Raw genomic sequence first — 24,113 nt, forward strand, 5'->3', positions numbered from 1 at the left:
AGACAAGACCCTACATCAGATGATTCAGTACTAACGGTATATCCAAATCCATCCAAAGAATCGATCACTATTCTGGGAGTGGAGGCTAATGATATCATTACTATTTATGACATCACTGGTAAAACGATTAAGAAAACGAAACTAACTTCTGGAGATGAGTTAATATCAATTTCGGGTATGGAATCCGGAGTTTACATACTATCTGTTTTCGGAAAAAGTAAAATACAATTTGTAAAAGAGTAAATCAGCTAATTAAATTAATTTATAATAATCAAACCATGAAAATTAAATTTTTAATTGGCTTTCTCTGGGTATTCTGTGCCCAGAGTTTACTCGCCAAGGACTATTATGTAGCAACTAATGGAAATGATAATAACAACGGTGCTATAAGTAGTCCTTTCAAAACATTTGCTAAAGCAGTTTCAGTAATGAAAGCTGGGGATGTATGTGTTATCCGAGAAGGAGTATATACCGAGCCTTTAGTTATTAATAAAAAAGGAACTCAAAATAATTATATCACCTTTAAAGCTGCAGATGGAGAAAATGTAAGAATCAAGGCGACAAAGTTTATAAATGGATGGCAATTACACTCCGGTAACATTTATAAGGCATCTGTGAATATGACCTTAGAAGAAAGGTTTCGGAATGTTTACCATAATCAACAATATATGGATTTGGCTAGGTGGCCAAACAATGTTGATAACAATAGATTTACGGTAGATTGTAAGTTTATTGATAATGGTGGTAGTAATTATTTTAGTGTGTCAGGAACACCAAACTTCGATTGGACAGGCGGATTAGTGTATTATATTGGCGGACACTCTGGTACTAGCTGGACGAGAAGAATTACTCGTAGTGCCGGAAATAGGATTGAACACGCAGGAGTGAATATAAATAAATGGCCATTTAATCCTCATAACCCAACAATTGTAAGAAATGGACATAGAGGACAATTGTATCTGTTTAATAAATTTGAAGCCTTAGATTATGCCAGAGAATGGTATTACGATACTGTAACTAAAACACTATATTTTCAACCTGCGAATGGTAAAAAACCTGCTAATAATACAGTAGAGTATGCCACTCGTAAATTTATTGCGGAAGTAAAAGGAGATTATATAAAAATTGAAGGTATTGAGTTTTTTGGAGGAAGTGTAAAGATCAATGGTCGTTCTAATATCTTTGAGAATAATAAAGTAATCCATGGAAGTGAAGGTTTTGATAATATAAATAGTACGAGCGCAGGTGTAGGTGAATCATCAATCGAAGTGTTGGGACCTAATACTATTATAAGAAATTGTACCATTAATCATAGTTCTGCAAATGGAATTTCGGTTCAGAGTTGGGCAAATGCTCATAATTCTATTATCGAGAAAAATACCATTTCAAATATCGATTATTTAGGAATTCATGCTACGCCTATAAGAACGAGAGCAAATAATGTAAAAGTCCTAAAGAATAAAATTACCAATTCAGGAAGAGATGGAATGTACGTTAGTGGAGATAACTGCGAAGTTGCTTATAATGATGTGTCAAGAGCGCAGCTAATCAATGCTGATTCAGGAGTTTTTTATACAGTTGGTGATGATAGACGAAAAGGAACTGAAATTCATCATAATTGGTTTCATGATTCAAAACCACCTTCATATGCCGGAAATAAAGCGGCTGGAATTTACTTAGATAATAATAGTAAAGGGTACGTTGTTCATCATAATGTAGTATGGAATGTATCTTGGACTGGTTATCAGGTAAACTGGAACAATGAACATTTAGACTTTTTTCATAACACTATCTGGAATGCAGGAGAAGCGATGGATTCTTGGGTAAATGGTTATCCACAAAGTGATAATAGAGTTTATAATAATTATTCGAATAAAGAAGGATGGCATGAAGCACCAGGGTTTGAATACAAGAATAATATAATAAATGCTACTTCTCCATTTGAGAATGCAAATGGTCTAAATTTTATGCCAAAATCTAATGGATCTGTGGTCAATAGCGGAAGAGTGATTGCAGGATTCGAAAAAGCTTATAAAGGTTCTGCACCAGATATTGGAGCTTACGAACGAGGAGGAACGAGATGGACCGCAGGAATTGATGCAATAGAAGATACAGGAGAGGGAGATGCAGCAAATGATCAAATTGTATTTATCAACCCTTCTACTACAATTGCTTCTCAAACTTCCTATGATTTTGAAGTGCAATACAGTGCAGATACCAATAGAGATATTGTAGTACAGTTTTGGTCAGCTACCGAATGGTTAGGTCAGAAAAGAGTTACTGTGGGAAGTGGTTCAGATACTACAATTGTAACAGTCGATTTACCAACAGCACCAATCCCGGGTTCTGGATATGTTTATAAAGCAGATATTAGACCTGTAGGTACTAGTTGGCAAGAGGCTATTGATACTGATCAGATTAATAATGTAACTGTGCAAGGGCAAACATTAGAAGATAAAATATCTTTTAGTAATTCTCCGAATAGTATGGCGCAGGCGACTTCTTATACTTTAGATGTAAACTATGAGGCTTCTTCTAATAGAGAAATTGTAATGTCTTTTTGGTCAGCTACCGGATGGATTGCAGCGCAAGAAGAAGTGGTAACAGCAGGAACTGGATCTAAAGCAATTACAATCGATCTTCCGAATATGCCACAACCTGGTTCAGGATATTTATTTAAGGTACATATTAGACCAGTAGGAACTACTTGGCAAGATGCATTAGCTACTGATCAGACAAATGATATTACTGTTACTGAACTTTTTACTCAGTTAATTCCAAATGGTATTTATCATATAGAATCTCCTCAGAATAATGAGAGATTACTAGCTCGTGCTTTAGAAAGCCATAGTGCCAGAATGCATAAGCCAACAAATTTTGATGATCAGAAATGGGAGATTAAGCATATTAGTGATAATTCATATACCATTAAAAATGTTGGAACTAATAGATATTTGGAAGTTCCTTATGCACGTTGTGAAAATGGAAGTAATGTAGGTACTTGGATCAATGATTTGGATTCTCATAAGAAATGGAAAATCGTTAAGAATGGAAATGATATTTATGGAATAAAACCGATGCATTGTCTTTCTAGAGCATTAGATAGAGCCGGAGGAACCATTGGGACAAATGCCATTATCTGGAATTATAGTAGTACCAATACAAACCAAAAGTGGAAAGTTCTCTCCGTAGGAAACAGACAGGATCCTACATCAGATAATTCATTACTAGCAGTATATCCAAATCCGTCCAAAGAATCGATTGCTATTCTAGGAGTTGAAGCGAATGATATTATTACTATTTATGATATCACTGGTAAAACGATTAAGAAAACGAAACTAACTTCTGGAGATGAGTTAATATCAATTTCAGACATGGAGTCTGGAGTTTATATCTTATCCGTCTTCGGAAAAAGTAAAACACAATTTGTAAAAGAGTAACAACTCTAAAAATTATTTAATTAAAAGAAAACATTCCTTATGCGGTTATCAAGAATATGGTAAGCGCGTGAGGTGATGTTAACGAACTAAACCGATTGATATTGTAGATCAAAATTTTTAGGGGAAATTATCTATATCTAGAGTAAAAAAATCTTGATATAGTCCTAATTTATGTAATGGTCTCGAAATATCTAACGAATTCTTTTTGAATCCTAGCGATTAATAAAATAGAAAAATACGTTTTAAACGTATTTTATACATTTAAAAACCAAAAGCTACTCAAAAACCATGAAAACTAACCAAAAACTTCAATTCATATTGCAAAAATATGTCTTGATATTCTTCTTAACTATAGCATCATCGTTATGTGCTAAGAATATTTATGTTTCTAAAAACGGAAACGATAATAATCCAGGAACACAATCTAAACCATATAAGACAATCGCAAAAGCTTCTTCTGTTGCCCAAGCTGGGGATGTGGTCATCATTGGAGGCGGTACTTATGAAGAACTGTTGCGGCCTGTGCGATCTGGAACAGCAGGGAATCCAATTATATACCGATCCAAAGCTGGAGAAAAGGTAATCATAACAGCAATGCAAGCTGTTAATAATTGGAGTAAAGACCAAGGTAAGATCTATAAAGCACAAGTTACTTGGGATTTAGGACAAGATAATATGACATTACATAATGATAAACTCATGGATCTTGCTAGATGGCCAAACAATGTAACGCAAAACTTATTCAAACGTGATTATTTACCAGCTTGTAATAGAGGTGCTGCAGGAGGTGGGAAAACTTGGTTAAATTATAATGGAAGCCAATCCAATGGACATGCAACGAGTATTCCTCATGCTGGTAAATGGCAAAATGGAGGTTCAATTCATTTTTATGGTGGAGCAGGATTTTTAGCCTGGACGGATTATGTAACGAATTCCTCTTCTAATCGAATAGATTTTAAATTACAAAGAGCGCAAAACTGGATTCAATTAAGGCATAATCCAGGATATACTGGACATGGTATCAAAAAGGGTGAGTTTTTTCTACAAGGAATAAAAGAGGCTTTGGATTATAAAAATGAATGGTTTTATGATAAAAGAAATAAAACACTTTATGTTCAAATTGAAGGTGGAGGATCACCAGCAAATAATTCTATTCGTTTTAGAAGAAGAACACAGACTATAAATCTAAATAAAAATTACATTCATATTGAAGGAATAGCTGTTTTTGGCGGTTCCATTGATATCAGTGGTAATAATAATAAGTTATATGCGGTTTCAAGTTTTTATGGTAATCACACCTTAGGTGTTATCAATGGATTTGACTCTAGACGACAAAGTGTTCTGATAACAGGTAATAAGAATCTTATTGAAAAATGTGAAATTGCTTGGGGAGCAGGAAATGGAGTTTATGATAAAGGAGATGATAATAGATTGTTGAATTCTTATGTTCATGATTTTAATTATTTAGGTAACTATGATTGTGTGCTAAATACTCGTGGGGCAAAACGAGGAAAATACAGAAATAATACCCTAACTAGAGCTGGTAAAGATGTAATTCAAGCATATGTTGATGGCGGGGAATTTGCATATAATGATATTAGTAATAATAACTTTATCGCCGATGATGGAGGATTACTTTATACGACTAACGCAAGAGCTGCTAAATCATCTATTCATCATAATACTTTTCATGACTCTAAAGCTCGAACTGGTAGATTTAAAGGAGCAGGAATTTATTTAGATAACGATTCTAAAAATTGGGATGTCCACCATAACGTTGTATGGAACACTAAATGGACCAACATACAGATTAATTGGGATGGTACAAACCTCAATATTTTCAATAATACCTTTGCCAAAGGTTCTGCAACTATGGGGGCATGGCACAAACCAGGTACTCAATTTAGTAATGTAAAAGTTTGGAATAACATAACAGATAAAGAAGCTACAGATCAAGATGGAAATCAAGAAACTGAAAGTACTTGGGAACCGCAGTCCGATAAGCAGAATAACTTGGTAAGCAGAAATTCTTTTAAAAACTATAATAATAATGATTATACCTTAAAATCAGGAGCTCAAGCAATTGATTATGGAAGGGTTATTAGCGGATACACAGATGGTTATCAAGGGAATAAGCCTGATGTAGGAGCTTATGAGTTTGGTGTGCCACCATTTAGAACAGGAATCAACTGGAATTCGGACCTAGGTCCTACAGGAAATGGGTGTTATGGATTACCAGGTGAAGGTTGTAATGTGAGTACTACTCCAGATGAGGTTACTTTTGTAAATCCAGCAACAACTATTCAACCACAAACCTCCTATGATTTTAAAGTGAATTATAGTGCTTCCACAAATAGAGAAATTGTGGTAGAATTTTGGTCATCAACGGGCTGGTTAGGTCAGCAAATGGTATCAGTGAATGCAGGGACGGGAACAACAAATGTTACCGTTGATTTAGCATCTGCACCAACTCCAGGTACAGGATATATTTACAAAGCGCATATAAGACCAGTAGGTACTACCTGGCAGGAAGCTATCGATAGAGATCAGGTGGAAAATGTAACGGTTGCTAACCAAACATTTGCAGATAAGGTTTCTTTTAGTAATGCACCAACTACTATTGTACAAGCTACTTCGTATTCATTTGATATTAATTATGAAGCTTCAGCCACTAGAGATATTATCGTAGAGTTTTGGTCATCTACAGGTTGGATTGCACAACAAAATGTGCAAGTTGCTAAAGGTATTGGTACAAAAACAATTACTGTTAGCCTACCTAATTTGCCTCCACCTGGAAATGGATATGTTTATAAAGTTCATATCAGACCGTTAAATACATCATGGCAAGATGCCATTGACAGAGATCAAGTAAATAATGTGACAGTAAGTACTCGTTTTACCCAGCTAATCCCAAATGGTATTTATTATATAGAATCTCCTCAGAATAATGAAAGATTATTAGCTCGCGCTTTAGAAAGCCATAGTGCTAGAATGCATAAGCCAGCGAATTTTGATGATCAGAAATGGGAGATTAAGCATATTAGTGATAATTCATATACCATTAAAAATTTAGGAACGAACAGATATTTAGAAGTTCCTTATGCTCGTTGTGAAAATGGAACCAATGTCGCCACTTGGACCGATGATGTAGATTCTCATAAGAAATGGAAAATCGTTAAGAATGGTAATGATATTTATGGGGTAAAACCGATGCATTGTCTTTCTAGAGCATTAGATAGAGCCGGAGGAGTAGTTGGTGCGAATGCAACTATTTGGGATTATAATAATACAAATGCGAATCAAAAATGGAAAATTCTCTCCGTTGGGAACAGACAAGACCCTACATCAGATGATTCAGTACTAACGGTATATCCAAATCCATCCAAAGAATCGATCACTATTCTGGGAGTTGAGGCTAATGATATTATTACTATTTATGATCTAACAGGTAAGATTGTTAAACAAACTAAATTAACCACCAATAATAAATCAGTGAATGTTTCTGATATGGCATCTGGACTTTATGTTTTATCAGTATTTGGTAAGGATAAAGTGCAGTTTGTTAAAGACTAAATCAAAATTTTCAACCCTTTTTTTTAAACATGAAAAACATAAATCAAATAGTTAATTAAAAGTTAAAAAACAATAATTTTCAGTAGGACAAAAGTCCATTTGACCCAATAAGGTAGCATAAGTTATAATAACTATTTTGTTAATTAAATATCGAATTCTAAATGAATTTTAACGAATTCTATTTCCAAAAGAACACTTAATAGTTTTGATAAATTTAATAAGCTTATGAGATCTTAAATTCGAGAAATCTTTCGTTTTTAACTTCGTGTTAAAACTTGTTAACTAACTGTTTGTTAGGTGTTTTGATTCGAAATTAAAAACAATAAAAGACGTTCTTTGAATACTTACACGAACAAAATAAATATCTTAAAACCAAACACACACAAAAAACAATTTAAATCATGAAATTAACTAAACTCAACGTTCTATTAACGTTCTTGTTTCTAGGGTTTTTGCTACAAGCTCAAACACCAGAAGGAGAATTAAAGAGATGGCACAAAGTCACTCTGACCTTTAACGGTCCTAACACCTCAGAGACCGCAAACCCAAATCCTTTTTCGGATTATCGATTGGATGTAACATTTACACATCAAGGTAGTAATACTAGTTATACTGTACCAGGATATTTTGCCGCTTGCGGAAATGCAGAAAATAATAGTTGTGATTCCGGTAATAAATGGCGAGTAAATTTTGCTCCAGATCAGACTGGTACATGGAATTGGTCGGCTTCTTTTAAATCAGGATCCAATGTAGCAATAAATGGTGGAGGATCTAATGCTGGATTTATGAATGGTGATACGGGATCTTTTAATATTGCTGAATCAAATAAGTCAGGAAGAGATTATAGAAGTAAAGAACTTGGAAGGCTTAAGTATATTGGAGAACATTATTTAAAGCATGTAGGAACAAATCCCAGTAATCCGAATGGACCTTGGTTTGTAAAAGCTGGAGCAGATTCTCCAGAAAATGCTTTTAACTATGTAGATTTCGATGCTACACCAAGTTATAATAATAACCTTAATAAAATAGGAAATAAAACGTGGCAACCACATCAAAGAGATTATGTAGCTGCTGATGCATCTTCTTATACTTGGTCGAATGGTAAAGGAACAGAAATTTTAGGTATGATCAACTACCTATCTGGTCAAGGAGCTAATGTTGTTTCTTTTTTAACATGGAACACTTCTGGAGATGGAGGAGCAGTTTTTCCGCATGTTTTGAAAGTTTCTGAACAAGAGTATGGAAACACAGCAAGAGGCCAACAATGGGATAAGGTTCATCACGATAGATTTGATGTGTCCAAAATGGCTCAATGGGAAAAAGTAATGGAGTATGCTGATAAAAAAGGAGTATATCTTCATTTTAAAACCATGGAGACGGAGAATGATAATAAAATGGATGGTGATAATTTCGGAAGAGAAAGAAAATTATACTATCGTGAATTAATTGCAAGATTTAGTCATCATTTAGCACTAAACTGGAATTTAACAGAAGAAACTACTTTAAAAGATCAAGTAGCAAAATCGACTGCAACTTATATTAAAAATGTGGATCCATATGATCATAATATTGTGATTCATACATATCCAAATCAACAAGACCAGCGATATAATCCATTGTTAGGAAATAACTCTGATTTAACCGGGGCTTCTATCCAAACAGGAAAAAACAACGTTCATAATGATGTGCGAAGATGGTTAGAAAAGTCTAGAAATTCAGGTAAAAAATGGGTAGTTGCTAATGATGAACAAGGTCCTGCTTCTACAGGAGTTAGAATTTCTGATAAAGAAGTAAGGCATAGAATTTTATGGGCTACTCTTATAGCAGGAGGAACAGGAGTAGAGTATTACAGTGGTTATACTAATGATGATGGTGATATAAACGGAAATGATCAGCGTAAAAGAGGTAATAAGTATAAAGAAGGAGGTTATGCACTTAGCTTTTTTAATCGTTATCTCCAGTCAGATATGGTGAACATGGTAAGTTCTGACGGTGTAACTTCGGATAATAACGATTATGTATTAGCAAAATCGGGTAGCATCTATGCAGTCTATAGACCTAATGGAGGATCTACAGGATTAAGTTTACCAGGAGGTAATAATAAATACGATGTACAATGGTATAATCCACGTTCTGGGGGAAATTTATCCACTAAACAAACTCTTGGAAACAATCTTGTTGCTCCAGATAATAATGACTGGGTAGCCCTAGTAACAAGTAAGGATGGTGATAATAATGGTGGAGGAAATTGTGGTACAATTTCTATGCAGGCAATTACAGATTTCCCTACACTTTCGGTAGCGGGTTTTTCACCTGCTTATAAAGATAATGCTCGAAATGCTCTAGCAATTAATGCCGCACAATACAAAGATAAGTTTGCTGCTGCAGAAGCTACTTTTAATGGAGATTCTGGAACTTATGATATCAATTTAGCTACACTTACAGAAATTGATGGCGAATCAACATACAGAGTTTCTGTTAATGGAACACGTATTGGTGAGTTTGTAAACCCTACAACTACTACTGATTATACTGCATCGGGGAGAACTTTTACAGGTGTTCAGGTTACTAAAGGTGATAAAATTAGAGTAGAATTTAACTCTCATACCAATGGTACCATACCAGAAGGTAATAGTACTGCATATTCTAGAGGAAGATGGACAGCTTTAAACTTCACTTGTACTGACAACGGTGGTGATGGAGGCGACGGCGGAGACGGCGGCGGTGATGGAGATAACTGTATCCCAACAGAACAAAATGGAATCCTAGCTGTAGAAGCAGAGAAGTTTGAAAGTCAAACTAAAGTAGCTGATAGAAAATGGTACGTGTTAGATGGTAGTGGAGCTTCAACTCCTACACCAGATCCGGATCCAGATCACTCTAATGGAGCTAGTGGAGGCGGATACTTAGAAATCTTGCCAGATACGCGAGTAACTCATAGTGACCCATTAGTAAATGGAGTAAGTTTTTCTAATACTCCTGGACAAGTAGCGATCATCGATTACAAAGTTAAGTTTACAAGTGCTGGAAGATACTTTGTATGGGTTAGAGCACATTCTACTGGATCCGAAGATAATGGAATTCATGTAGGATTAAATGGAAACTGGCCAGCATCAGGTGCAAGAATGCAATGGTGTGCTGGTAAAAACCAATGGACTTGGGAAAGTAAGCAAAGAACCAATGCAAATCACTGTGGAGAAGCGCAAAAGATCTATTTAGATATTCCTTCTGCAGGAGTGCATACAATCTCTTTCTCTATGAGAGAAGATGGTTTCGAAATGGATAAATTTGTATTGTCAAAAGCTTATAATAAGCCATCAGGTGCAGGACCAGATGTATTCTATACAGATTGCCAGGATCAAAATACCGCTCCTCAAGTTTCTGTGACATCTCCTGCCAATGGTGCAAGCTTTGATATAGGTCAAGCAATTCCATTAGTGGCTAATGCTTCTGATAGCGATGGATCTATTGCAAAAGTTGAATTTTATATAAATAACAACTTAACGGCTACAGAGCAAGTAGCACCTTACGAAACATCAACAACTATTAATGCTGCAGGTAGCTATACAATTACTGCAAAAGCTACTGATAATGAAGGAGCAACAAAGACGTCTTCTCCAGTAAATATAACTGTTAAAGATGATTCTACTCCACCAACTGATGCAATCGATATTCCTGGTTCTTTTGAAGCAGAAGATTTTGAGTTAAAATCAGGAAGTGTACGAATAGAAAATACTCCAAATAGTACTGGTAAAAACCTTGGGTTCATTAACAATGGAGATTTCGTATCATACAATGTAAATGTTGATGCAACTAGCGAGTACACTTTTGATTTCTATGCATCTACTAAAGGAACAGGTGGTACAGTGGATATTCTTGAAGCAGGAACAGTTGTAGGATCTGTATCAATTCCGGTTAATGGACAATGGCATGATTACAAGAAGTATTCTACCTCAGTGTCTCTTTCCTCAGGAGAAAAAGAATTGAGATTCGTATTCAAAGGAGGAACTGGATATCTGTATAATGTGGATAAAGTGGTTACAACAAAAATACAACCAGTAGAGCAAACAGTAACACTTAATCCAATACATGATGCATATATGCAAGGATCTACAGGATTCAATAACGATATGGTTCGTATAGAATTAAATAAGAGAACGGGATATTTAATGTTTGACCTTTCTTCTATAAATGGAACTATTACGAAAGCAGACTTAAAGTTTACTATATATTCTGATCCTGGAAATGGTAATATTAGTGTAACCAAAGGAAGTACTAACAACTGGACCGAAGCAAATTTGTCAAATTCAAACAAACCTGGAAAAGGAACCCAATTAGGTTCGTTAAATGCTAATTTCCCAGAAGGAAGCATAAAGACGATTCCATTAAAAACTGGGCAGATATCTGGAAATAGACTTTCGTTGATTATTGATGCTGTTTCTGGGAATGATTTTGCTTTTGCATCTAAAGAAAATGGATCCGTATCGAAGCCTCAGTTAGTAATTACATATACTACAAATAGGGATGATGGACAGGTTGAGGATGATATTACATTATATCCGAACCCAGTTGTGGATGTAATTAATATTTCTGGTTCAACTGCAGGAAAGACAATCAAGGTATTTAATACTGTTGGTATTCTTGTGAAAGAAGTAGTACTAACCGATGGTCAAAATACTGTTGACATGAGTAATTTATCATCTGGATATTACATCATAAATATTTTAGAAGCAGGTAAAACGAATAAGATTCTTTCGGCTAAGAAAGTATTAAAGCGTTAATCAAGTTCTTTCATCTTTTATTAGATCAAAATAAAATTTAAAAAGAAGGATAGGAAAATAGGCGGTCATTTAAAGACCGCCTTTTCCCCTAACTTATTATTAAATATAAGAAGTAAAGTGTTTTAAAACCTTTACCAAAAATGTTAAGATACTCTTGTATTATACAATCTGAAAAAGATTGGTTTTTGATCTAAAAAACAAAACGATTTTAATCATGGAAAAAAATAACAAATCAATCATATTCTTATTGTTATGTATGATAACAGTAAGTGTTTTTGCACAACCAACACCTCCAAATGGTAAGAAGTGGGAAAAAATAGACATCATGTCTGATGAGTTTAATGGTTCTTCATTAAATACTAATAAATGGGCAATAAATAGTCCTCAATGGGAAGGTAGAAAACCTGCCAGATTTGAAACATCATCAGTTTCTGTTGGAAACGGAGACCTTAAAATTTCTGCTTCTAAAAAGGCAAACCCATTTAATGGTTGGACTCATAACGGAGGTCTCGTTAGATCCTTAACAAAAAATACATACGGATATTACGAAACGCGAATGAAAGGTAATAAAACCTTTATGTCATCCACGTTTTGGCTTATTAATCAACGAAATGAAGGTAGTGGATGTAATCTTCGCGTTACAGAGTTAGATATTACGGAGACGGTAGGTGTTAACTCTAATGGAGCTAATTGGGTGAATAATATGATCACTAATATGAATTCCAATACGCACAGTAGAAATACAAATTGTAATAATACGCCTGTTGGGCAACAAGGAAACAAAGCTCCACTAGGAGAAGCTTCTTGGAAAAATTATCATACTTATGGAGTTTGGTGGAAAAGTAAAAGTGAAATTTTATTTTATCTAGATGGTCAGTTTGTTGGGCAAATTAAGCCACCAGCAGATTTTAATCTTCCTATGTACTTGCGTATGGTAGTGGAGACCTACGATTGGAATCCACCAAAAAATGGTCAGGATGGAATAAATGATTCTTTGGAAAATCGAACTACATATTATGATTGGGTACGCTCTTATAGATTAGTGGATGATACAAATCCTAATACCCCTCCAACAGTTAATGTTACGGCACCTACAAATGGAGCAGATTATCAGGTTGGTCAAACGATACCTTTAAAAGCGAATGCATCCGATAGTGATGGATCTATCTCTAAAGTAGAGTTTTTTGTAAATAATAACTTAATAGCAACAGAGCAAGTTGCTCCATATGAAACAACTACGGTTATTAATTCGGCAGGAAGTTACACTATCACAGCAAAGGCCACTGATAATGATGGAGCTGTTGCTACATCACAAGCTGTAAATATTGTTGTTAAAGATGATTCGGTTCCGCCAATTGATGTAATTAAGATACCAGGATCATTCCAGGCAGAAAGTTTTGAATCAAAATCGGGGAGTGTTCGTATAGAAAATACTCCTGGAACAAACGCTGGTAAAAATTTAGGGTATATTAAAAATGGAGATTTTACTAATTACACTGTAACTATAGATGCAACAAGTGAATATACACTCGATATATATGCCTCAAGTCAGGGAGTCGGAGGGAAAGTAGATATCTTAGAATCTGGATCTGTTGTAGGTTCTATAAATATTCCAGTTACTGGACAATGGCATAGTTATAAGAAATACTCTACTACTATTTCTTTGACTTCAGGAGAAAAAACATTGAGATTATCTTTTAAAGGAGGTTCTGGATATTTATATAACATTGACAAAGTTGTTGCTACAAAGATTCAGCAAGTGGAACAAACTATTACATTATCGCCAATTCACGATGCATATCTACAGGGATCAACGAGATATAACTCTGAGCTGGTTCGTATTGAGAATAACCGTCGTTCGGGATATTTGATGTTTGATTTATCGTCAATTAATGGGACAATAACAAAAGCGGATCTTAAGTTCACTGTATATTCGGATGCTGGAAATGGGAATATTGCTGTTAGTAAAGGAAATAGTAATAATTGGACAGAAACTAATTTATCCAATTCGAATAAGCCAGGAAAAGGAACACAATTAGGATCATTAAATACGAACCTTCCAATCGGTAGCACAAAAACAATTCCTTTAAAAACAGCACAAATTTCCGGTAATAAAATTTCATTTGTTATCGATGCTCTTTCGGGAAATGATTTTGCATTCGCTTCGAAAGACAATTCATCAGTCTCCAAACCTCAATTGGTGGTTACTTATACTACAAGTCGAAGTGATGAGAGTAACTCGAATATTATAAAATTATATCCTAATCCAGTGGTAAACACAATTAACTTTTCTTCTGACATGGAAGGCCAAATAGTTAAAGTGTTTAATGTTAATGGAGTATTGATGAAAGAAACTACTTTAGAAGCTGGTCAAAATTCTATTGATGTAACTAGCTTGTCATCTGGATATTATATTATCAACGTTTTAGAAGCGGGTAAGTCAAATAAATTAATTGTTTCTAAGAAAATAGTTAAACAATAAGAATCAATTATAACAAGAAATACTAGCTAACTACTAGTATTATTTACACAAACTCAGTATGTAGAAACTATCCCCTGAAAAAGGGATAGTTTCTCTTCTTTAATTTTAGAAGAAAACTCAAAAAAAATGAAAAATTTAGTTTCAAAAAAATATAAATATTCTACGCAGAAAACTATAGGAAGTATGCTGTTTCTATTGATTTTTATAACCACTCAATTAGAAGCCCAATTGAGAGTAGGAGATCCAGGAGTTACTTTTGATTCGGAAAAATTTGATAACCGTTATCAACAAATGAAAGAATGGGAAAAAGCCGGTGTTAGAGGTGGTATCCCTTTTTTAAAAGACATTAAAATTGTAAAAACTCTAACTAATGGTGCGGATAGTGATGCAATTAATAGGGCAATTGAGGATGCATCTAAACAAAACGGATTGGTAGCAGTGTTTTTGAAAAATGGAACCTACAATATCAATAAACGAGTTTCCATGAAATCAAATGTCTCTTTGATAGGAGAGAGTAGAGAAGGTGTTAAATGTATCATTAGGATGAATAGTAGCAATGCCTTTAGTTTTTATAAGGTTAGTAAAAGTGGAATATATACTCTAACAATCGAAGGGAGTTGGGGAAAACCAAAATACGACTGGAATTATAGTTTAAGTGCTAACGATGAATTAAGAGGTAATGATAATATATCTGTTAAGTTTAATGATTCTCCTGACTGTTGGTTAGATAAAGTAAATATTATTAATTCTGCAAGAGATCCAGTAAGGGTTCCTTCTAACCATGTGACATTGAGAGATTTAATGGTAGATGGAGCTCATAAAAAAGCAGGTGGTGCGCAAGGATATTTTTTTATACAAGGAGCTTATAATCTTATTACAGGATGTAAGGTTACCCGTTTACGACATATATCTTTACAAGGAAGTAACGTTGAATATAATGTGGTGTATGATAATGATTTTAGGCAAGAAGTAAGTTTCCATAGTGGTGATAATGGAAATAACCTAATAGAAAATAACAGAATTACATTACCTAGAGATATGCCTAACTCTAAAGCTGATACACCAAATGCGGCTTATAACAATAGAAATGAACCCAACTACTATGCAATTATGGGACCTTGGTCCATCCAACATCAAAATTCAAAAAAACCAAATTTTATATATAAGAATAATTGCCTTGAAGAAAATCATAATAATATTAAACCATGGTCAGATCCTAATTTATTGTACAAAGGACCTCGAGAAGTAAAACCTTCGAATCCTGCAACAAATTTTCCGGCGTTATCAGCGAGTGAATCTCCAAAAGGAGGAACGCTATACCCTGTATTACTTGGTAGTGGAGGTACTAATATAAAACCAGAAGTATCTGTAACCTCACCATCTAATGGAACTAATTTTGAAGAAGGGCAATCGGTTACGATAAAAGCTAACGCTTCTGATTCTGATGGAACAGTTTCTAAAGTAGAATTTTTTGTTAATGGTAGTTTAGTAGGAACAGACACTACCTCTCCATATAATATAACTACTACGTTAAATAATGTGGGAAACTATACAATAACTGCTAAAGCAATCGATAATGATGAGGCTGTATCTACATCTGTACCCATTACTATTACTGTAGAGGATGATTCGGTTCCTCCTGGTGATATAATTAATATTCCAGGATCTTTTGAGGCCGAAGATTTGATTACAAAATCAGGTAGCGTTCGTATCGAAGATACTCCAGGAACAACCTCAGGTAAAAATTTAGGCTTTATCAAAAATGGAGACTTTGTTGATTATACTGTAAATATTGATATTAGTAGCGAATATACTTTTGATATTTATGCCTCAAGTAATGGAGCTGGAGGAAAAGTAGATATTTTAGAATCAGGATTTATTGTTGGTACGATAAATATTCCGGTAACAGGACAATGGCATAATTACAAGAAATATTCCACTACTGTTTCTTTAACTTCAGGAGAAAAAACATTGAGATTATCTTTTAAAGGAGGTTCTGGATATTTATATAACATTGACAAAGTTATCGCAACAAAGATCCAGCAAGTAGAGCAAACAGTTACTTTAATTCCAATACAAGATGCTTATTTACAAGGATCAACTAGACACAATCTTGATATGATTCGAATTGAGCATAATCGACGTTCAGGGTATTTGATGTTTGATTTATCATCAATCAACGGAACTATAACAAAAGCTGATCTTAAGTTCACTGTATATTCAGATGCTGGAAATGGGAATATTGCTGTTAGTAAAGGAAATAGTAATAATTGGACAGAAACTAATTTATCCAATTCCAATAAGCCAGGAAAAGGAGCACAATTAGGATCATTAAATACGAATCTTCCAATCGGTAGCACAAAAACAATTCCTTTAAAAACAACACAAATTTCTGGTAATAAAATTTCATTTGTTATCGATGCTCTTTCGGGAAATGATTTTGCATTTGCTTCAAAAGAAAATATATCAGTCTCAAAACCTCAATTGATTATCACTTATACTACAAATCGAAGTGATGAAAATACATCGAAGGATGTGCTATTGTATCCTAATCCAGTGATAAATACCATTAATTTTTCTTCTAATATAGAAGGTCAAATAGTTAAAGTATTCAATGTTAATGGAGTGTTGATGAAGGAAACTGTTTTAGAAGCTGGTCAAAATTCTATTGATGTAGCCAATCTGTCATCGGGTTATTATATAATCAATGTTTTGGAAGCTGGTAAATCAAATAAATTAATTGTTTCTAAGAAAATAGTTAAGCAGTAAAGCAGGTAAAACTATAAGAGTAAATACTAGTTAACTACCAGTATTATTTGCACAAACTCTGTATAGAGAAACTATCCCTTAAAAAAGGATAGTTTCTCTTCTTAATTTTAGAATAACAAGAAAAAGGTCTTTGTAAGAATTTTTTTCAAATAGCATAAAAATATCTTATCACTCTCTTAACAATGAAAAAAAACAGCAATATGTAACCTGAAAAAAGAGTTATGAAAACCTTTAACCTCACATAAATTAAAATAATACACAAATCATTTAGACATGAAAAAAAACTTACGAAACTTATTGTTAATCTTTTTAGGATTACAAGGGACACAGGTCGTCGCACAACACAATTATGGTGAAGCTTTACAAAAATCAATATTGTTTTATGAATCACAACAATCAGGGGTTCTTCCAGATTGGAATAGAATTAGCTGGCGTAGTAACGCCGGTGTAAATGATGGGCAAGATGTTGGATTAGATCTAACTGGTGGATGGTTTGATGCTGGAGATCATATAAAGTTTGGTTTCCCAATGGCATTTTCCGTAACTGCATTAAATTGGGGGTTTTTAGAATATAAAGATGGTTATGATGCTGTGAATCAAACAGAACATTACAAGAGAAACATAAAATGGGTAACAGATTATTTTATAAAATGTCACCCTTCTAAATTTGAATTTTATGCTCAAGTTTCTAAAAAGGGACAAGATCATAATTTTTGGATGCCTGCCGAGATGATAGATGTACATCCGCAATATGGTCAAAGAGAATCTTATAAATTAGACGTGGATCACCCAGGAACAGAAGTAGTTTGTGAAACAGCTGCTGCTTTAGCTTCTGCTAGTATTATATTTAAAGACAGTGACCCTACATATAGCGCTACTTTATTACAACATGCTAAAGATCTATATGAATTTGGAGAAACGTATAAAGGAAAATATACTGAAGAAGGTGGAATTCCAGCTGTTGGGACTTATTCTTCTGGAGGGTATGAAGATGAATTAAGTTGGGGTGCTTTATGGTTGTACAAAGCAACAGGAGATAATACGTATCTTCAAAAAGCTGAAGCCGCTTATGGAGAACCAGATTATCTATGGAGTTTTGTATGGGATGATAAGCGATATGGAAATATGGTTTTATTAGCGCAGCTTACAGGAAAGCAACAATATATTGATAATACAGAAAGACATTTGCAGTTTTGGATAGACAATGGGAATGGTATAACATACTCTCCTGGAGGTCAGGCGCATCTTACACAATGGGGGTCTTTACGTCATTCTATGAATGCAGCATTAACAGCTTTAATATTTAGTGATACTGTAGATACTCCAAATAAGCAAGAATATCACGATTTTGCTGTTGATCAAGTTAATTATGCTTTAGGCGATAACCCTAATAATCGTAGTTTAGTTACTGGTTATGGAGTAAACCCTCCTACAAAACCACACCATAGAGGACAACATTCTAGTTGGATAAGAAGTGAAAGTATTCCAGAAGAATCAAGACATACACTTTGGGGCGCATTAATGGGAGGACCAGGAAATCCTGATGATGTTTTTGTAGAGAATAGATCAGATTTTCAAGCTAATGAAGTTGCTTGTGACTATAATGCCTGTTATCAAGGAGTTTTAGCTAGAATGGTAATGGAATTTGGAGGTACTGCATTGGATAATTTTCCGCAAGAAGAGCAAGCGAATACTGAATTTCTTAATGAAACGAAAATCAATAGTGAGTCAGGAAGATTTACAGAATTGGCAATTTGGCTAAATAATAGGTCAGCTTGGCCTGCAAGAATTCCGGGAAGTTTAACAGCACGTTATTTTATTGATATTACCGAAGGAATTAATGCGGGATATACACCTAGTGATTATGAAATTACTAGTCGAGGAAATGGTCAAGCTACAGGAGGTTTACAAGTGTGGAATGCAGATGACAATATATATTTTGTTGAGGTAGCTATTGATAATGAAAATATGCCTTTTCCAGGTGGGCAAGGAGAACATCGAAAAGAAATTCAAGTAAGAGTTTCAGTGCCTAATGACGCTTCTGATAGTTCTTGGGATCCTACTAATGATTATTCTTATGAAAATTTAAGTAATACACTTATCGAATCAGAAAAAGTTCCTATTTATGCTGATGGGGTATTAGTTTGGGGTACGGAGCCTTCAAGGTCATTATCTGTAACTGATTTTGATGTGTTAGGACTACAGTTATTTCCTAATCCTGCAAAAAATGTAATCTACATTTCTGGAGATTTAACAAAGATTCAAAATTCGACTGTTGTGATCTCTGGAATAACCGGAAATATCATAAAATCTATTACAGTATCTGACGTTGCTACAGATAGGATTTCGATACCAACTTGGAATTTATCATCTGGGATGTACTTTGTTAGTTTAACTTCTAATACTGGTGCTAAAGCGACTACCAAGTTTATGAAGAATTAATATGATCGTTTTATATCTATAAAAGAAGGTGCTTATTTGTAAGCACCTTTTTTTAGTAAAGTTGTTTTAAAACAAGAAGTAATTCTGTTACTAATCTCCCTATATTTGTAGGTTCAATATGTACAGATGCTTTATCAATACACAAAAGAGTTTAGTTATAATCTGAAGTTGGCAGCCCCAGTAATGTTGGGTATGTTGGGACATACTTTTGTGGGATTAATTGATAACATTATGGTTGGGCAATTAGGTACTGCGGAATTAGCTGCAGTATCTCTAGGAAATAGTTTTATGTTCATTGCGATGTCTCTAGGTATTGGTTTTTCTACTGCAATAACACCTCTAGTAGCAGAAGCAGATGGAGAAGATAATTTTAGCAAAGGTAAATCAGCATTTAAGCACGGATTATTTTTGTGTACAACCTTAGGTATAGTTTTATTTTTAGGGATATTATTAGCGAAACCACTTATGTACTTTATGAGACAACCAACAGAAGTGGTTGAGTTGGCGATACCATATTTGGACTTAGTTGCAGTCTCATTAATTCCTTTAATTATTTTTCAAGCTTTTAAACAGTTCTCCGATGGGTTGTCAATGACCAAATATCCAATGTATGCAACATTAATTGCGAATATTGTTAATGTGGTGTTGAATTATTTGCTAATTTTTGGGAAGTTCGGTTTCCCTCAGATGGGGATAGTAGGAGCAGCAGTAGGAACATTAGTTTCTAGATTTGTTATGGTAATCTTTTTATGGTTTTTTCTGAAATATAAAGAGAGATCAAAAGCGTATGTATCTAATATTAAATTCTTTTCTCTCCAAAAAAACATGTTGAAAAAAATAGTTACATTAGGTTTTCCTTCTGCATTACAGATGTTTTTTGAAGTTGCTATTTTTACGTCGGCTATTTGGATCTCGGGTATTTTAGGTAAAAATCCGCAAGCAGCCAACCAGATAGCATTGAATTTGTCGGCAATGACTTTTATGGTAGCTATGGGATTGAGTGTTGCTGCGATGGTTAGAGTAGGGAATCAAAAAGGATTGAAAAAATATAAAGAACTCAGAAGAATTGCTTTTTCGATATTCTTATTAACTTTTTTTATTGAAATTGTATTTGCATTATGTTTTGTTATTTTTAATAATGTTCTTCCCGAGATTTATTTAGATGTTAACGACACAGAAAATTTAGCGGATAATACAGAAGTAATTGGAATCGCTGCGAAACTTTTGATCATTGCTGCATTGTTTCAGATATCCGATGGAATACAAGTGGTAGTTCTTGGTGCGCTACGAGGATTACAAGATGTTAAAATACCTACTGCTATTACATTTTTTGCGTACTGGGTTGTTGGTTTTCCTGTTAGTTATTATCTAGGTTTATATACTGAATATAAAAGTTCAGGTATTTGGATAGGACTATTGGCAGGGTTAACAACATCGGCAATATTACTTTATTTTAGATTCAATTATTTAAGTAAAGATCTAATGTTAAAAAAAGGTAATGCGTAATCTTTTTTGACTTTTACAATATAGATAGTTTTAGATCGTTTCTTTTTTTGGACTAGTTTTTGTTACTTGTCAAAGTATATTTCATATTAAGAAATATTTAACTATATTTCGAATATATCTAAACCTGAAAAGAAAAGAGATGAATAGCCCAAAATCTAACCTTTACCTTTTACTTTTTGCGATTTTTAGTGTTAGTTTTAGTAACACTATTAATGCGCAAAATTTAATTCCTAATCCAAGTTTTGAAGAAACGAATGCAGCTGTTAGAAAATTAAAGCATGAGATGCGAAACTTTGGTGTCATTTCACATTGGAAATCTTTAACAAATACACCTGATGCACACCATCCAGCTGTAAGCGAAGTAAAGTTTGACCATAAAGCACCTGGATTTCTAAAGCAATTTGGTCCTCAGGTTCCTAGAACAGGTGAGTCTAAAGTAGGATTATATGTAACGGGTAACAATACGAAAGAATCCATTGTTACGAAATTGGTTAGCCCTTTAAAAGCGGGGAAGTATTATTATTTTCATATGTATGTGTCACTTGGAGAAGGAAGAGTTAGTAATTCGTGTACTTCATCAATAGGTTCTTATTTTACAGCTAGGGTTCCTAGGATTACAGAAACATCAACTTATAAACTGCACATAGAATCTTCAGAGATGATTTGTGATACAAAAGAATGGACGAAAGTTTGCGGAGTTTATAAAGCTAAGGGAACTGAAAAATATATCTCTTTAGGGTATTTTTCGGATACACCTAATGGAAAATCATTAAAAGGTGGACCATTTAACGATGCATATTATTATATAGATGATGTAGAGCTTAGAGAAATGCAAGATGTGCAAGGTGTAGCAGTGGATAATATCTGTGATATGGCACTTGACTTTTCTGATATAGAATACCTAATCGGAGAAAGTGAAGTTTATGAGGAGATTAAAACAGCACTTGATTCTTATCTTCAATATCTTAAAGTCTTTAAGTTTGATAGTATTAAAATAGTTGGTCATGCGAATGATTCTGAAATTGAATTTGAAAATGAAATTCTTTCATCTGCTAGAGCTGGATTTGTTAAAGATTACTTGATAGAAAATGGAATTGACGAAACCTTGATAGAATATGTGGGTGTTAGTAATACAGAACCTAAAGAAGGAGAAGGTATAGATAATTCAGAATTGGGTTCTAACGCTAGAGTTCAAATTATTATAGAATAAATCCTAATAAAGACATAACAAACAAGAAGAGGTAAATTTTAAAATAAATTTACCTCTTCTTGTTTTTGTTACTTTGGGATTAAACTTCGTAGCTTTGCTTAACATAATATTTTATATATGAGTTTTCCAAAATTCTTATTAGGTGATAATACAGATTATCCAAATGCCATCTTTGTAGTGCATACAGAATTTCCTCGGTTTATTATTAATTTAGAGAATGATGAGGTGGAGTGGTTAGAAGAATTTGATAAAAGCGATGAAAAAGAATTAGAAAGTGAGGCTGAGAATCTATTTCAGGCTGCGAATGATTTTTATGATCGAGAGATTGAACGTTATGAAGATTAATTAATGTTTTAATTAAAAAAGAAATATAAATTACTTGTCATTATGGAAGAACTTATACAATTAGATAAAGATCTGTTTGTTTTTCTTAACAATTTAGGAACTCCTTTCTGGGATGGTTTTTGGTTGTTTATGACAGAAAAATTATATCAAATTCCCTTGTATGTACTTCTGTTATACTTTTTTTATAAGTACTATGGAATTAAAGGTACGATTATAACACTTGTTATAGTAGCTGCTTTAATAACAGCATCTGATCAGTTATCTAATTTATTTAAAAATGTTTTGTTTATGAGGCCAAGACCTTGTCGGGCAGAAGGGGTAGAGGAATTTACCAGATTTATAGCTGAGAGATGTGGTCGTCATGGGTATTTTTCTGCTCATGCTGCTAGTTCTATGGCATTAGCCTTTTTCACTGGATTGGCTTTGCAAAAAAAGTTGATATATATATTTCCTTTTATGGTGGTTTGGGCTACTGTAGTTAGTTATAGCAGAATTTATGTTGGAGTTCATTACCCAGGAGATATTATAACGGGTATGGCTATCGGAATTCTTTTAGGTGTAGGCGCCTATAAATTACTTATGTTTTTAGTCAAAAAATATGTAAGATAGATCTATAATTAAGTCTAATGTTAGTGTTTCACTAATTTTATAACTTTTTTCTTTTCTAATATTAGATAATAGATACCATTACTGTAAGATGATATATCTATTTCTTTACGAGAACCTTGATCTAATATTTTACCCGCATTATTTACCAGTTTCCATTTTTTAGTGTTTTTTGTGATATGTATTATATCTGATGTTGGGTTCGGATATAATACCGTTGCTTCTGTAATATCAACTTCTGGTATAGAAAGTTCTTGATTACATTCTTCTGGAGTAGAAAATTGAAGTCCTGTATCAAAATCTTCGTTTAGATTTAATGCAATATTTTCGAAAATCAGTTCTTCTCCTAAAATTGAAGTTACTCTTAGATTCATCGGAGATGGAATTCCAGAAGTTTCTATAAAAAAGTTAAATAGTTCTCTATTTGTGTTTTTCCAAGTATTATCTGGTAATTGATATTCCATTTTAGAAATTGCATGATTAATGTTTCTAAATTGGATGGCTGTCCAGAATTCACTGGAACCTTCTTTAAAATTAATTTTAATAGTTTCATTAGTAAGTATAGTTTCACAGGGTACAAACTTCCACGATATTGGGACTCTACCGTCAATAACCTCGGCAATCATTTCAAAAGCCTCCATAGTCATATCGACATCACCAGAAGCGCACTCAGGACAACGATCAACTACATTTAGAATAACACTTCCTTTTGCTCCAGTCACTTCGATACAGGCTCCACAACCATTGCTGCCATCGTAATCAAAATTATTTAGTGCACAATGCATATAATCTCCAACTCCTACAGGCAAAGAACAATTACCAAAAGTACCTCCTGCTACACCATCATAAAATGTACCTTCACCCGTATGTACGGTATCGTTGCATTCCTGAGCAGAAATTTTCATAATCATGATTACTGCCAAAAAGCAGAAAATATAATTGTGTGAATTCATTAAGTT

At 33.9% G+C, this 24,113-nt stretch carries 12 protein-coding genes; 11 read left to right on the top strand and 1 reads right to left on the bottom strand.

The window, feature by feature from the left end; translation table 11 throughout:
- The 11 genes from H526_RS0125110 to H526_RS0125160 all read left to right on the top strand — a co-directional run.
- Positions 1 to 243: T9SS type A sorting domain-containing protein (locus tag H526_RS0125110; protein WP_027395473.1), on the top strand; the 243-nt coding region annotated here is incomplete at its 5' end.
- 35 nt (positions 244 to 278) lie between these two features.
- Entirely contained in the window at positions 279 to 3,440 is a 3,162-nt protein-coding gene (locus tag H526_RS0125115) for an RICIN domain-containing protein (RefSeq protein WP_027395474.1), read from the top strand.
- Between the two features lie 288 nt (positions 3,441 to 3,728).
- A complete protein-coding gene (locus H526_RS30170; RefSeq protein ID WP_081415703.1) occupies positions 3,729 to 7,013 on the top strand; it encodes a T9SS type A sorting domain-containing protein in 3,285 nt (1,094 codons plus the stop codon).
- 401 nt (positions 7,014 to 7,414) lie between these two features.
- Complete coding sequence (locus H526_RS31290) at positions 7,415 to 11,794, top strand: carbohydrate-binding protein (RefSeq protein WP_051336353.1); 4,380 nt, start codon at positions 7,415 to 7,417, stop codon at positions 11,792 to 11,794.
- Between the two features lie 214 nt (positions 11,795 to 12,008).
- Positions 12,009 to 14,276, top strand: coding sequence for a carbohydrate-binding protein (locus tag H526_RS31295; protein WP_081415704.1), 2,268 nt, complete (start codon positions 12,009 to 12,011; stop codon positions 14,274 to 14,276).
- Positions 14,277 to 14,402: 126 nt separating this feature from the next.
- A complete protein-coding gene (locus tag H526_RS31300; RefSeq protein WP_027395475.1) occupies positions 14,403 to 17,045 on the top strand; it encodes a carbohydrate-binding protein in 2,643 nt (880 codons plus the stop codon).
- A 273-nt stretch (positions 17,046 to 17,318) separates the two neighbouring features.
- The gene (locus tag H526_RS30190; protein WP_081415705.1) at positions 17,319 to 19,487 is read left to right on the top strand and encodes a glycoside hydrolase family 9 protein; all 2,169 of its coding nucleotides are present in this window, start codon (positions 17,319 to 17,321) and stop codon (positions 19,485 to 19,487) included.
- 126 nt (positions 19,488 to 19,613) lie between these two features.
- Entirely contained in the window at positions 19,614 to 20,993 is a 1,380-nt protein-coding gene (locus H526_RS0125145; RefSeq protein ID WP_027395476.1) for an MATE family efflux transporter, read from the top strand.
- 139 nt (positions 20,994 to 21,132) lie between these two features.
- Positions 21,133 to 22,203, top strand: coding sequence for an OmpA family protein (locus H526_RS0125150; protein ID WP_027395477.1), 1,071 nt, complete (start codon positions 21,133 to 21,135; stop codon positions 22,201 to 22,203).
- 117 nt (positions 22,204 to 22,320) lie between these two features.
- Positions 22,321 to 22,548: a hypothetical protein gene (locus H526_RS0125155; protein WP_027395478.1), complete on the top strand. Its 228-nt coding sequence runs from the start codon at positions 22,321 to 22,323 to the stop codon at positions 22,546 to 22,548.
- 42 nt (positions 22,549 to 22,590) lie between these two features.
- A complete protein-coding gene (locus tag H526_RS0125160) occupies positions 22,591 to 23,157 on the top strand; it encodes a phosphatase PAP2 family protein (RefSeq protein ID WP_035086664.1) in 567 nt (188 codons plus the stop codon).
- A gap of 20 nt (positions 23,158 to 23,177) precedes the next feature.
- Here H526_RS0125160 and H526_RS0125165 read toward each other — a convergent pair whose 3' ends face one another.
- The gene (locus tag H526_RS0125165) at positions 23,178 to 24,107 is read right to left on the bottom strand and encodes an expansin EXLX1 family cellulose-binding protein (protein ID WP_027395480.1); all 930 of its coding nucleotides are present in this window, start codon (positions 24,105 to 24,107) and stop codon (positions 23,178 to 23,180) included.
- Positions 24,108 to 24,113 lie beyond the last annotated feature (6 nt).

It is taken from the genome of Aquimarina latercula DSM 2041 (assembly GCF_000430645.1).
Taxonomy (GTDB): Bacteria; Bacteroidota; Bacteroidia; order Flavobacteriales; family Flavobacteriaceae; genus Aquimarina; species Aquimarina latercula.

Excerpts from the sequence above, each read along its gene's own strand:
- H526_RS0125165 (WP_027395480.1), bottom strand. The coding sequence starts at position 24,107 with ATGAATTCACACAATTATATTTTCTGCTTTTTGGCAGTAATCATGATT.
- H526_RS0125160 (WP_035086664.1), top strand. The coding sequence starts at position 22,591 with ATGGAAGAACTTATACAATTAGATAAAGATCTGTTTGTTTTTCTTAAC.
- H526_RS31295 (WP_081415704.1), top strand. The coding sequence starts at position 12,009 with ATGGAAAAAAATAACAAATCAATCATATTCTTATTGTTATGTATGATA.
- H526_RS30170 (WP_081415703.1), top strand. The coding sequence starts at position 3,729 with ATGAAAACTAACCAAAAACTTCAATTCATATTGCAAAAATATGTCTTG.
- H526_RS0125150 (WP_027395477.1), top strand. The coding sequence starts at position 21,133 with ATGAATAGCCCAAAATCTAACCTTTACCTTTTACTTTTTGCGATTTTT.
- H526_RS0125145 (WP_027395476.1), top strand. The coding sequence starts at position 19,614 with ATGCTTTATCAATACACAAAAGAGTTTAGTTATAATCTGAAGTTGGCA.
- H526_RS31290 (WP_051336353.1), top strand. The coding sequence starts at position 7,415 with ATGAAATTAACTAAACTCAACGTTCTATTAACGTTCTTGTTTCTAGGG.
- H526_RS0125115 (WP_027395474.1), top strand. The coding sequence starts at position 279 with ATGAAAATTAAATTTTTAATTGGCTTTCTCTGGGTATTCTGTGCCCAG.
- H526_RS0125155 (WP_027395478.1), top strand. The coding sequence starts at position 22,321 with ATGAGTTTTCCAAAATTCTTATTAGGTGATAATACAGATTATCCAAAT.
- H526_RS31300 (WP_027395475.1), top strand. The coding sequence starts at position 14,403 with ATGAAAAATTTAGTTTCAAAAAAATATAAATATTCTACGCAGAAAACT.
- H526_RS30190 (WP_081415705.1), top strand. The coding sequence starts at position 17,319 with ATGAAAAAAAACTTACGAAACTTATTGTTAATCTTTTTAGGATTACAA.